Annotated in this window: 10 protein-coding genes and 1 pseudogene; 10 read left to right on the plus strand and 1 reads right to left on the minus strand. The window is 69.9% G+C overall.

The features are described from left to right. Positions 1 to 104: 104 nt before the first annotated feature. The 6 genes from DY218_RS20815 to DY218_RS20840 all read left to right on the plus strand — a co-directional run bounded on the left by DY218_RS20815 (position 105) and on the right by DY218_RS20840 (position 7,127). Positions 105 to 1,742 (plus strand): peptide ABC transporter substrate-binding protein, encoded by a 1,638-nt coding sequence (locus tag DY218_RS20815; RefSeq protein WP_128557621.1) that lies wholly within the window; start codon positions 105 to 107, stop codon positions 1,740 to 1,742. Between the two features lie 69 nt (positions 1,743 to 1,811). Further along, positions 1,812 to 2,735: an ABC transporter permease gene (locus DY218_RS20820; protein ID WP_128557622.1), complete on the plus strand. Its 924-nt coding sequence runs from the start codon at positions 1,812 to 1,814 to the stop codon at positions 2,733 to 2,735. Further along, a complete protein-coding gene (locus tag DY218_RS20825; protein ID WP_128557623.1) occupies positions 2,728 to 3,702 on the plus strand; it encodes an ABC transporter permease in 975 nt (324 codons plus the stop codon). The genes DY218_RS20820 and DY218_RS20825 overlap by 8 nt, the downstream gene beginning before the upstream one ends. 8 nt (positions 3,703 to 3,710) lie before the next feature. Next, positions 3,711 to 4,688 carry an ABC transporter ATP-binding protein gene (locus DY218_RS20830; RefSeq protein WP_128557631.1) on the plus strand — a complete coding sequence of 326 codons (978 nt, stop codon included), beginning with the start codon at positions 3,711 to 3,713 and terminating at the stop codon, positions 4,686 to 4,688. Further along, on the plus strand, positions 4,681 to 5,886 hold the full coding sequence (locus DY218_RS20835) for an ABC transporter ATP-binding protein (RefSeq protein ID WP_128557624.1): 1,206 nt from the start codon (positions 4,681 to 4,683) through the stop codon (positions 5,884 to 5,886). Before DY218_RS20830 ends, DY218_RS20835 begins: the two co-directional genes overlap by 8 nt. Positions 5,887 to 6,113: 227 nt before the next feature. Continuing rightward, on the plus strand, positions 6,114 to 7,127 hold the full coding sequence (locus tag DY218_RS20840; protein WP_128557625.1) for a hypothetical protein: 1,014 nt from the start codon (positions 6,114 to 6,116) through the stop codon (positions 7,125 to 7,127). Between the two features lie 117 nt (positions 7,128 to 7,244). Here DY218_RS20840 and DY218_RS20845 read toward each other — a convergent pair whose 3' ends face one another. Further along, positions 7,245 to 9,371, minus strand: coding sequence for a S9 family peptidase (locus DY218_RS20845; RefSeq protein ID WP_128557626.1), 2,127 nt, complete (start codon positions 9,369 to 9,371; stop codon positions 7,245 to 7,247). A gap of 176 nt (positions 9,372 to 9,547) precedes the next feature. Between DY218_RS20845 and DY218_RS20850 the strand changes: the two genes are divergently transcribed. The 4 genes and pseudogenes from DY218_RS20850 to DY218_RS34600 all read left to right on the plus strand — a co-directional run. Continuing rightward, complete coding sequence (locus DY218_RS20850) at positions 9,548 to 9,742, plus strand: hypothetical protein (protein WP_128557627.1); 195 nt, start codon at positions 9,548 to 9,550, stop codon at positions 9,740 to 9,742. Positions 9,743 to 9,789: 47 nt separating this feature from the next. Then, entirely contained in the window at positions 9,790 to 10,701 is a 912-nt protein-coding gene (mshB, locus tag DY218_RS20855; RefSeq protein ID WP_128557628.1) for an N-acetyl-1-D-myo-inositol-2-amino-2-deoxy-alpha-D-glucopyranoside deacetylase, read from the plus strand. Continuing rightward, positions 10,698 to 11,120, plus strand: a complete 423-nt coding sequence (locus DY218_RS20860) for a DUF6113 family protein (protein ID WP_407703665.1) — start codon at positions 10,698 to 10,700, stop codon at positions 11,118 to 11,120. Before mshB ends, DY218_RS20860 begins: the two co-directional genes overlap by 4 nt. 141 nt (positions 11,121 to 11,261) lie before the next feature. Further along, a pseudogene (locus tag DY218_RS34600) lies at positions 11,262 to 11,607 on the plus strand (hypothetical protein); the annotation flags it as partial.

Consider the following 11,607-nt stretch of genomic DNA (forward strand, 5'->3'; position numbering starts at 1 on the left):
TCGTACGTATGCCTCCCCGGAAAGCCCCCGATAAGGTGCGTACCTCAACCAGCTGGGGTGTATTGGGCCTAGTTACGTATCAGGCCTGATGAGGAGGGCACTCCATGCGTGGAGCCACACACGCCAAGTGGGCCGCGTGCGCGGTGGCCGTCGCTCTCGCGGCGACCGCCTGCGGCGGCGGCGCGGACACCAGCGGCGGCGGCAGCGGCGACGGCTCCGGGATCGTGCGGTCCTCGTGGGGTGACCCGCAGAACCCGATCGAGCCGGCCAACACCAACGAGGTGCAGGGCGGCAAGGTCCTCGACATGATCTTCCGCGGCCTGGTGAAGTACGACCCCAAGACCGGCGAGGCGCAGAACACCGTCGCCGAGAAGATCGACACCACGGACTCGCAGAACTTCACGGTCACGATCAAGGACGGCTGGACGTTCAGCAACGGCGAGAAGGTCACCGCCAAGTCCTTCGTGGACGCCTGGAACTACGGCGCACACATCGACAACAAGCAGAACAACTCGACGTTCTTCTCCAACATCGAGGGTTACGACGAGGTCCACCCCGAGTCCGGAGCCGCCAAGGCCAAGACGATGTCCGGCCTGGTGGTCAAGGACGACAAGACCTTCACGGTGAAGCTGAGCGAGAAGTTCTCGCTGTGGCCCCAGACCCTCGGCTACCAGGCGTTTTCGCCGCTCCCGCAGGCCTTCTTCAAGGACCACGCCGGCTGGCTCAAGAAGCCGGTGGGCAACGGCCCGTACGTCATCGAGTCGTACACCAAGGGCTCCGGCATGAAGCTCCGCAAGTGGGACGACTACAAGGGCGAGGACGCGGCCAAGAACGGCGGCGTCGACCTCAACGTCTACACGGACAACAACACCGCGTACACCGACCTGATGGCCGGCAACATCGACCTCGTCGACGACGTACCGGCCAAGCAGCTCAAGAACGTCAAGAACGACCTGGGCGACCGCTACATCAACCAGCCCGCCCTCATCATCCAGACCCTGGTCTTCCCCCTCTACGACAAGAACTGGGGCAAGGACGGGATGGAGAAGGTCCGCCGCGGCCTGTCCATGGCCATCAACCGCGAGCAGATCACCAAGCAGATCTTCCAGGACACCCGCACCCCCGCCAAGGACTGGACCTCCCCCGCCCTCGGCGACAAGGGCGGCTACGACCCGGAGGGCTGCGGCGACGCCTGCAAGTACGACCCCGCGCAGGCGAAGAAGCTCATCGAGGAGGGCGGCGGACTGCCCGGCGGCAAGGTCACCGTCACCTCGAACGTCGACACCGGCTCGCACCGCGACTGGATGGACGCCGTCTGCAACAGCATCAACAACGCCCTGGGCAAGGGTGCGGTCTGCACCGTCGACCCGGTCGGCACCTTCGCCGACTTCCGGTCCCGTACCGCCCAATTCAAATGGACCGGCCCCTTCCGCTCCGGCTGGCAGGCCGACTACCCGCTGATCCAGAACTTCCTGCAGCCGCTCTACTACACGGGCGCCTCCTCCAACTACGGGAAGTTCACCGACAAGAAGTTCGACGACCTCGTGGACCGGGCCAACCAGGAATCGGACACCGCCAAGGCCGTCGAGGACTTCCAGTCGGCCCAGAAGCTGCTCGGCGACCAGATGCCGGCCATCCCGCTCTGGTACCAGAACGGCAGCGCCGGCTACTCGGAGAACGTCGGCGATGTGGCCCTGAACCAGTTCAGCGTGCCCGTGTACGAAGAGATCACCGTCAACTGACTTGCCCCAGGCGGCCGTTCATCTGCCCGCCCGGCAGTTGACGGCCGCCGCCGACGCTCCGGAGCCCTCATGGGACGGTATGTGATCCGGCGGCTGCTCCAGATGATCCCGGTGTTCATCGGCAGCACGTTCCTGATCTTCTTCATGGTGTACGCGCTCGGCGACCCCGTCGCGGCCCTGTTCGGCGACAAGGCCCCGGACCCCGCCACCGCCGCCCGCATCCGGCACGACCTCTATCTCGATCAGCCGCTGTGGAAGCAGTACCTGCACTACATGGGGCAGATCTTCCAGGGCGACTTCGGCACCGCCTTCAACGGCCAGAAAGTCACCGAACTCCTCGCCGCCGCCTACCCGGTGACACTCCGTCTGACGCTGGTCGCCATCGTCATCGAGCTGATCGTCGGGGTCACGCTCGGTGTCGTCAGCGGGCTGCGCAGGGGCCGCGCGGTCGACAGCTCGGTCCTGATCCTCACGCTGATCGTGATCTCGGTGCCGACCTTCGTGACCGGTTATGTGCTGCAGTTCCTGTTCGGCGTGAAGTGGGACGTGATCCGGCCGACGGTGTCCCCGGACGCCCCGTTCGGCGAGCTGATCCTGCCCGGCATCGTGCTCGCCCTGGTCTCCCTCGCGTACGTCACCCGGCTGACCCGTACCTCCATCGCGGAGAACGTACGGGCCGACTACGTCCGTACCGCGGTCGCCAAAGGCCTGCCGCGACGCCGCGTCATCACCCGTCACCTGCTCAGGAACTCCCTGATCCCGGTGATCACCTTCATCGGCACCGACATCGGCTCCCTGATGGGCGGCGCCATCGTCACCGAGAAGATCTTCAACATCCACGGCGTCGGCTACCAGATCTACCAGGGCATCCTGCGCAACAACGCCCCGACCGTCGTCGGCTTCGTGACCATCCTGGTGATCGTCTTCCTCCTCGCCAACCTGCTCGTCGACCTCCTGTACGCGGTGCTCGACCCGAGGATCCGATATGCCTGAGAGCCACGACCCCCATCAGGCCATGGCACCGACCGGAGGCGGCGGCGCGATGGACCTCGCCATGACCGAGGCCGAGACGCTGCAGGGCTCGACGGGGCCGACGGGCGCAGGTCCCGAGGCCAAGGCGCGCAGCCTGTGGTCCGACGCCTGGCACCAGCTGCGCCGCAACCCCGTCTTCATCGTCTCCGCGCTGCTCATCGTCTTCCTGGTGCTCATCGCGATCTGGCCCCAACTGATCGCGAGCGGCGACCCGTTGAAGTGCGACCTCGGCAAGTCCGAGCAGGGCTCCGCCCCCGGCCACCCCTTCGGCTACGACACCCAGGGCTGCGACGTCTACACCCGCACCGTGTACGGGGCCCGCGCCTCGATCACCGTCGGGGTCTGCGCGACCGTCGGCGCCGCCCTGCTCGGCAGTGTGCTCGGCGGCCTCGCCGGATTCTTCGGTGGCTGGTGGGACGCGCTGCTCTCCCGCATCGCCGACATCTTCTTCGGCATCCCGATCATCCTCGGCGGCCTGGTGCTGCTCTCCGTCGTCACCTCCAGCACCGTGTGGCCGGTGGTCGGCTTCATCGTGCTGCTCGGCTGGCCGCAGATCTCCCGTATCGCCCGCGGATCGGTGATCACCGCCAAACAGAACGACTACGTACAGGCCGCGCGCGCCCTCGGCGCGAGCAACACCCGGATGCTGCTGCGCCATGTGGCGCCCAACGCGGTCGCCCCCGTGATCGTCGTCGCCACCATCGCGCTCGGTACGTACATCGCCCTGGAGGCCACCCTGTCGTTCCTCGGCGTCGGACTGCGGCCGCCGACCGTCTCCTGGGGCATCGACATCTCCAACGCCGCCCAGTCCATCCGCAACGCCCCGCACATGCTCCTGTGGCCCGCGGGAGCCCTGAGCATCACCGTGCTCGCCTTCATCATGCTCGGCGACGCGGTGCGCGACGCCCTCGACCCGAAGCTGAGGTGACCGACGCGATGCTGCTCGACGTACGCGATCTGCAGGTGGAATTCCGCACCAGGGACGGTGTCGCCAAGGCGGTCAACGGCGTCACGTACTCCGTGGAGCCCGGCGAGACGCTTGCCGTGCTCGGCGAGTCGGGGTCGGGCAAGTCCGTCACCGCGCAGGCCATCATGGGCATCCTCGACATGCCACCGGGCCGCATCACCGCCGGCGAGATCAACTTCCGGGGCCGCGACCTCCTGAAACTCCGGGAGGAGGAGCGGCGCAAGGTCCGCGGCGCCGAGATGGCGATGATCTTCCAGGACGCGCTGTCCTCGCTCAACCCGGTGCTCAGCGTCGGCGCCCAGCTCGGTGAGATGTTCGTGGTGCACCAGGGGATGTCCAGGAAGGACGCCAGGGCCAAGGCCGTCGAACTCATGGACCGGGTGCGGATCCCGGCCGCCAAGGAGCGCGTCGGGCAGTACCCGCACCAGTTCTCCGGCGGTATGCGCCAGCGCATCATGATCGCGATGGCGCTCGCCCTGGAACCCGCCCTGATCATCGCCGACGAGCCCACCACCGCCCTCGATGTGACCGTCCAGGCCCAGGTCATGGACCTGCTCGCGGAACTGCAGCGCGAGTTGAACATGGGCCTGATCCTCATCACCCACGACCTCGGCGTGGTCGCGGACGTCGCCGACAAGATCGCCGTGATGTACGCGGGCCGCATCGTCGAATCGGCCCCGGTGCACGACATCTACAAGGCGCCCGCCCACCCGTACACCCGCGGACTGCTCGACTCGATCCCGAGGCTCGACCAGAAGGGCCACGAGCTGTACGCGATCAAGGGGCTGCCGCCCAACCTGACGGCCATTCCGCCCGGTTGTGCCTTCAACCCGCGCTGCCCGCGCGCCCAGGATGTCTGCCGCACCGACGTCCCGCCGCTCGCGCGGGTCTCCGAGGACCGGGAGAGCGCCTGCCACTTCTGGAAGGAGACGCTGCGCGATGCCTGAACTCACCGAGGAGACCGCGGACTTGGCGCCGGTCGCCGCGGGCGAACCGATCCTCGAGATCCGCGGCCTGGTCAAGCACTTCCCACTCACCCAGGGCATCCTGATCAAGCGTCAGATCGGTGCGGTGAAGGCCGTGGACGGCGTCGACTTCACGCTGCACCAGGGCGAGACCCTCGGCATCGTCGGCGAGTCCGGCTGCGGAAAGTCCACCGTCGCCAAGCTCCTGGTCAATCTGGAACGGCCCACCGCGGGCGAGATCTTCTACAAGGGCGAGGACATCAGCCGCCTCTCCGGCCGCGCTCTGCGCTCCGTACGGCGCAACATCCAGATGGTGTTCCAGGACCCGTACACCTCGCTCAATCCGCGCATGACGGTCGGCGACATCATCGGCGAACCGTACGAGATCCACCCCGAGGTGGCCCCGAAGGGCTCACGCCGGCGACGCGTCCAGGAGCTCCTCGACGTGGTGGGGCTCAACCCGGAGTACATCAACCGGTATCCGCACCAGTTCTCCGGCGGCCAGCGCCAGCGCATCGGCATCGCCCGCGGCCTCGCCCTGCGCCCGGAGGTCATCGTCGCCGACGAACCGGTCTCCGCACTCGACGTCTCGGTCCAGGCGCAGGTCATCAACCTGATGGAGCGCCTGCAGGACGAGTTCAGCCTCTCCTATCTCTTCATCGCGCACGACCTGTCGATCGTCCGGCACATCTCCGACCGGGTCGGCGTCATGTACCTGGGACGGATCGTCGAGATCGGCAGCGACATCCAGATCTACGAGCACCCGACGCACCCGTACACCCAGGCGCTCCTCTCCGCCGTGCCCGTACCGGACCCGGACGCGCGCGAGGGCCGCGAGCGGATCATCCTCACCGGCGATGTGCCCTCCCCGGCCAACCCGCCGTCCGGCTGCCGCTTCCGCACCCGCTGCTGGAAGGCCCAGGAGAAGTGCGCCCAGGAGGAGCCCCTGCTGACCGTGCCGTCGCTCTTCCGTGGCAGCGGCGAACCCACCGACCACCCCTCGGCCTGCCACTTCGCCGAGGAGAAACTCATCGTGCCGGCGGAGGGCGCGGACGGCCGGACCACCGGCGACCACGAACACGGCCACGCGGACCGGCCGCCGCCGCGCGAGCCCGGCCGCACCAACTATCCGCCGGGACCGCAGCCGGGCCTGCCGGGGGCCGGGCCCGACATCACCTGACCTGGGATGAGGTCCTTAACGTGCGGGCAACGCCCGCGACGCGCCCCCGAGACACGTGCCTGGCACGGTGATCCGCGTACGGCCGTGCGGGTGCCGTGTGGACCGGCCGGAGCACCTCGAGTCGCTCCGGCCGGTCGGCCGCCCGGCGAGCCTTCGCCGCCCCGGAGCCACGGGGTCGGCTGCGCCCCCTTGTTGAACGGCCCTCCCGGCGGGAGGATCAGGGCCTCATGGGGCAGCCGCAGATACTCACGCGCGGGGCACGGATCTCCGGAACCGTCGCCTGCGCACTCGTCGCGCTCATTTCGGTGGGCTGGATCATCCGTGACCTCACCAAGGCGGACGGCCCCGGCCGGCTGTGGTGGATGTGGGCCGGGCTGCCGGCCGGCTTCTCCGGACAGGAGCTCTGGGTCACCGGGCTCACCGATCTGCTGCTGTTCCCGGTGTGTGCGGTGGTCGCGTTCACGGCGCTGCGCTCACCGGCCGCCGCCCCCGCGTTCGTCGCCGCCGGTGTCCTGACCGCCGCGCTGAGGCTGCCGTCCCTGTGGATCCTGACCTCCGACTGGACCCAGCTCTGGGGCTCGGAGGACCTGCGCAGCCAGGCCCTGTGGAGCGCCGGTGCGCAGGTCGCCCTCGGGCTCGCCCTGATCGGCCTGGTCCTGTGGGGCCGGGCTCCGCGCGGTCACGCCGCGGGCTACGGCTATCCGCCCTCGCCCGAGGACACCGAACCCGCCCGGCCCACCAACGGCGCGGCGGCGACCGCGTTCATCTTCCTCGGCGCGGCGGCCCTGGTGCGCGCGTCCTGGGAGATCTACCGGCTCAGCGAGTACGGCTGGGACGTGTACGAGAGCCGGCTCACCGGCGGCCGGAACGCGGTCCTCACACTGCTCTCCACGCCGTCTGCCTGGTCGTCCCTGGTCCTCGTCCTGATCGCCCTGGTGGCGGCGACCGGTGCCCTCAACCGTGCGATGTTCAGCCGCCCGCTCGGTATGACGGCGGCCGCGGCGGTGCTCCTGTGGGGTGTCCTCGACGTCAGCGCCGGCATCAAGACCGACGCCTTCGAGGGCATCACGGACGCACCCCTGCTGCTCCAACTCCACCTGGCCAGCGCCGTGCTGTACACGGCGGCCGGCGCGATCACGCTGTTCGCCCTGGCCCAGCGCAACGAACACTCCGGCTATGGGAGCGGTCCCCGCTACGGCTACAACTACCCGTACGATCCGCCGGCCCCGTACGGCCGCTGAAGCCCGTCCGGCGTCTGAGGACGAAGGCCCGCCAGGGCCGGATCAAGCCCGTCCGGCGATTGAGGACGAGGCCGCCAGGCCGGGGCCTGAAAAACCGACCCCCACCCGACCGCAAGGTCAAACCCCCAACGCCCGCCGCAGAAAGTCCACCTGCAACCGCAACAGATTCTCCGCCACCTGTTCCTGCGGAGTCATATGCGTGACCCCCGAAAGAGGAACCACCTCATGCGGCCGCCCCGCCGCGAGCAGCGCAGAGGACAACCGCAACGTATGAGCCATCACCACGTTGTCGTCCGCAAGCCCATGCACGATCATCATCGGCCGCGCCGGCTCCACCGCAGAGCTCAACCCCTCGTCCGTGACGAGCGAGTTCGCCTCGTACACCCCGGGCTGCTCACCCGGATCCCCGAGATACCTCTCGGTGTAGTGCGTGTCGTACAGCCGCTGATCCGTGACCGGCGCCCCCACGATCGCCGCATGGAAGACATCGGGCCGCCGCAGCGCCGCGAGCCCCGCGAGATACCCGCCGAAGGACCAGCCGCGGATCGCCACCCGGGACAGATCGAGCGGGAACGACCCGGCGAGTGCCTGCAGCGCGGCCACCTGGTCCTCGAGGACCACCGCCGCCAGATCGTCCTTGATCGCCTTCTCCCACGCGGGAGTCCGCCCGGGCGTCCCTCGCCCGTCCGCGACGACCACGGCGAACCCCTGGTCCGCGAACCACTGCGAGGTGAGATACGGATTGTGCGCCGCCACCACCCGCGCGTGATGCGGCCCGCCGTACGGATCGAGCAGTACGGGCAGCGGTCCGTCGCCCTCCCGGTGGTGCGAGGGGAGCAGGACGGCGCACGGAATGCGCCGTGCGCCCGCTTCGGTCAGGGTCACGCGCGGGGTGATACCGGGAAGCTCCGCGTACGACGGGACGAGAGCCGTCTGCTTGCCGTCCCGCAGCACCTGCACCTGTGTCCCCGGCTGCCCGGGCACCGCCGAGGCGAGTACGGTCACCGCGCCCGAGCGCACCGCCGAATGCACCCCGGGCTCCTGCGTAATGCGCTCCACGCCCAGCTCGTTCACCCGGTACACATGGACCTCGCCGATCTCCGGCGCCGCGGCCTCCGCCCCCGCCGACGCCGCGATCAGCACGTCGTCGTCGCTGATGTCGAGCACCGCGCGCACCTGCAACTGCGCCCCAGTCAGCGGCCGTTCACCGACCGAGAGGACGCGCGCGCCGCCCTCGTCGGCGATCCGCACCAACTGCCCGGACGGCGACCAGGCGGGCACCCCGGGCAGCAGCTCAAGCCAGTCCGGGTCCTCGTCCGCGTGCACCATCCGCGTCGAGCCGTCCGCCGGATCGACCGCCAGATAGAGCTGACCGCGCTGATCCCTGGACTGCACGAGCAGCAGCGGCGCACCGGACCCGGACCAGTGCACCCGCGCCAGATACGGATAGCGCGCCCGGTCCCACTCGACCTCCACCCGCGAACCGTCGAGCCCGAGCACACAGAGCCGTACGTCCGCGTTCGCCGTGCCGGCCGAGGGGTAGGCGATCCGTGCCGGCTCCCGGTCCGGATGCGCCGGATCGGCGATCCACCACCGCTGTACGGGGGAGTCGTCGACCCGGGCCGCCAGGATCCGGTCGGAGTCGGGCGACCACCAGAAGCCCCGGTACCGGCCCATCTCCTCGGCCGCGACGAACTCCGCGATGCCGTAGGCGACTTGACCGGACTCGGGGGTGGCGAGCGCCCGGTCGTCCTCGCCCGCGGCGTCCGTGACACGCAGCGCACCCCGTGCGACGTAGGCGATGTGCAGGCCGTCGGGGGAGGGGCGCGGGTCGATCACCGGTCCCGGCACGTGCAGTTCACGCGCGGTACCCGCCCGCAGCTCCGCGGTGAACAGACGCCCGGACAGGGCGAAGGCCGCCAGCTCCACGGCCGCGTCCGTCGCGTATCCGACGATGCCGCCGCCGCCCTCGCGGGTGCGCTCGCGCCGGGCCCGCTCCGCCGCCGACAGCCGCTCGTCCGCGCCGGCGAGCAGCGTCGCCGGGTCGGCCGCCACCCGCTCCTCACCCGACGAGGCGTCAAGGTCCAGCACTCGCAGGGCATGAGACCGGTCGGTACCGGACCCCGAGCGGAGAAAAGCCACACGTGCACCGTCCGGGGACACGGTGAACGCCCGTGGTGAACCGAGCGAGAAGCGCTGAGTGCGGGCGTGCCGGCGGGGGAAGCTCTGCTGTCCGGTGGTCATGGTCCGAGGCTACTGATCGTGCGGCGCCCATGCGCCCCTCGTGCTGCCATGCACCGATGCCCGAGCCCGGGCACGGAAAGTTATGATTCGGTAGCGCTGGGCGGCGGTTGCCGCTTCCCGGCGCCTTCCTTGTGTCCGCTCGTACGGGTCATGCGAATTCTTGGAGGTGAACCGCTGTGGCACTGTCGATCTCGGCGGTGGTGCTCTTTGCGGTGATCGTCTTCCTGTTGATCAGGAAGTCGGGGCTCAAGGCGGGACACGCGATCGTGTGTGTGCTGCTCGGCTTCTACCTCGCCAGCTCCTCGGTGGCGCCGACCATCAACGAACTGACCACCAACGTCGCGGGCATGATCGAAGGAATCAAGTTCTGAGCCCGGCCGCGGCGGGCCCGCGCCGGCCGGCCTCGTACTCTTGAGCCATGACCGAACCGGCGGACCGCCGTCTGCTCCTGGTGCACGCGCACCCCGACGACGAGTCGATCAACAACGGCGCGACGATGGCCAAGTACGCCTCCGAAGGCGCCCATGTCGCGCTCGTCACCTGCACCCTCGGCGAGGAGGGCGAGGTCATCCCGCCCGAGCTGGCCCACCTCGCGCCCGACCGGGAAGGCACCCTCGGCGCCCACCGCATCGGCGAGCTGACCGCCGCCATGAAGGAACTCGGCGTCACCGACCACCGGTTCCTCGGCGGCCCCGGCCGCTTCCACGACTCCGGGATGATGGGCCTGGCCACCAACGACCGCCCGGACGCCTTCTGGGCCGCCGACGTGGACGAGGCCGCCGCTCTGCTGGTCGCCGTGATCCGCGAGCTCCGCCCCCAGGTCCTCATCACCTACGACCCGCACGGCGGTTACGGCCACCCCGACCACATCCAGGCCCACCGGGTCGCGATGCGCGCCGCGGAACTCGCCGCCGAGCCCGCCTTCCGCCGCGACCTCGGCGCACCGCACACCGTGGCGAAGGTCTACTGGAACCGGCTGCCACGATCCGTCGTCACCGAGCGCTTCGCGGTCCTGCGCTCGGGCGCGCTGGACACCCTGCCGTTCGACGAGGCCGCCGAGCCCGGCGACGTACCCGGACTCGTCGACGACGCGGTGATCACCGCCGAGATCGACGGCCGGACCGCCGCCTCGGCGAAGGCCGCCGCGATGGCGGCGCACGCCACCCAGGTCACCGTCGAGGGCCCCTGGTTCGCGCTGTCCAACGGCAAGGCCCAGCCCCTCTTCGACATCGAGTACTACGAGCTGGCGCGCGGCAACCCGGGCGCCCCTGACGGCGAACGCGAGACGGATCTCTTCGCGGGAGTGCCGGGAACGGTGACGAAGCTGTGAGCCTGTCCGAACGCCCGCTGAGCCCGTCCCGGCCCCCGCTCGTCGAGCCGCTGCGCCCCGGCCGTATCGCCGTGCACATCCTGCTCCTCCTCGCCGGCGCGCTTGCCGGTCTCGCCGGTGCGCTGGTCCAAGGCGGCCTGTTCCCGGGCGGGTTGCTGCTCGCGCTGCTCGGTGCGGCCGGTCTGTTCCACGGCGGCTCGCGGTTGCTCGAGAGCAGGGCGGGGGCGCTCTCGCCGGGGGCGGGCTGGCTCCTGATGGTGCTGCTGCTGACCTCGAGCCGTTCCGAGGGCGACTTCGTGTTCGCTGCCGGACTCGGCTCGTATCTCTACCTTTTGGGTGGAATCGCGGTCGCTGTGATCTGTGCCACGCTCGGTTCCGTACGGCAACCGGACAGCTCTGCCACCCGACTTGGCAGATGACGTGCCGGTTGTGTTCGGGTCCTTTCCGTCTTTGACGCAGTCAGCGGATGGCGCCCCGGGACGGCCAGTATGGTGGTGCGCGCCGCCGAGCCGCCCGCGCACGGACAAGACGGGCGGCGGAGCCGATCGGGAGAACCTGCCTTGAGTCGTGAAACTGACAGTTCGTCCTCCGGGCCCAAGGGGCGCGGCGGAGCCGCCTACCCCTCGGGTACGCCGCCTTACGGGACCACCGGGGGCGCCGACGCCGGAGCGGACGCGGAGCGGCCGGGTGCCGGCAAGCCCGCGGACGAACCCGAGACGCAGACCACGCTGACCACCCGGATCCGGATCAACATCCCCGGGTCCCGCCCCATCCCGCCGGTCGTCATGCGGACGCCGGTGAACGAGGACGACTCGTCCGACGACGCCGCGGCGTCCGCCGGGGACGGCACGGAGCCGGCTGCCGGGCCGAACGGCTCCGCGCCCGCGGCGCCCGCCGCGGAGCCGG

It is taken from the genome of Streptomyces triticagri (genome assembly GCF_003429565.1).
Taxonomy (GTDB): domain Bacteria; phylum Actinomycetota; class Actinomycetes; order Streptomycetales; family Streptomycetaceae; genus Streptomyces; species Streptomyces triticagri.

What these genes read in the sequence shown, in the direction of transcription:
- DY218_RS20845 (WP_128557626.1), bottom strand. Translation starts at nt 9,371, where the DNA reads ATGACCACCGGACAGCAGAGCTTCCCCCGCCGGCACGCCCGCACTCAG.
- DY218_RS20825 (WP_128557623.1), top strand. Translation starts at nt 2,728, where the DNA reads ATGCCTGAGAGCCACGACCCCCATCAGGCCATGGCACCGACCGGAGGC.
- DY218_RS20815 (WP_128557621.1), top strand. Translation starts at nt 105, where the DNA reads ATGCGTGGAGCCACACACGCCAAGTGGGCCGCGTGCGCGGTGGCCGTC.
- DY218_RS20820 (WP_128557622.1), top strand. Translation starts at nt 1,812, where the DNA reads ATGGGACGGTATGTGATCCGGCGGCTGCTCCAGATGATCCCGGTGTTC.
- DY218_RS20840 (WP_128557625.1), top strand. Translation starts at nt 6,114, where the DNA reads ATGGGGCAGCCGCAGATACTCACGCGCGGGGCACGGATCTCCGGAACC.
- DY218_RS20830 (WP_128557631.1), top strand. Translation starts at nt 3,711, where the DNA reads ATGCTGCTCGACGTACGCGATCTGCAGGTGGAATTCCGCACCAGGGAC.
- DY218_RS20835 (WP_128557624.1), top strand. Translation starts at nt 4,681, where the DNA reads ATGCCTGAACTCACCGAGGAGACCGCGGACTTGGCGCCGGTCGCCGCG.
- mshB (WP_128557628.1), top strand. Translation starts at nt 9,790, where the DNA reads ATGACCGAACCGGCGGACCGCCGTCTGCTCCTGGTGCACGCGCACCCC.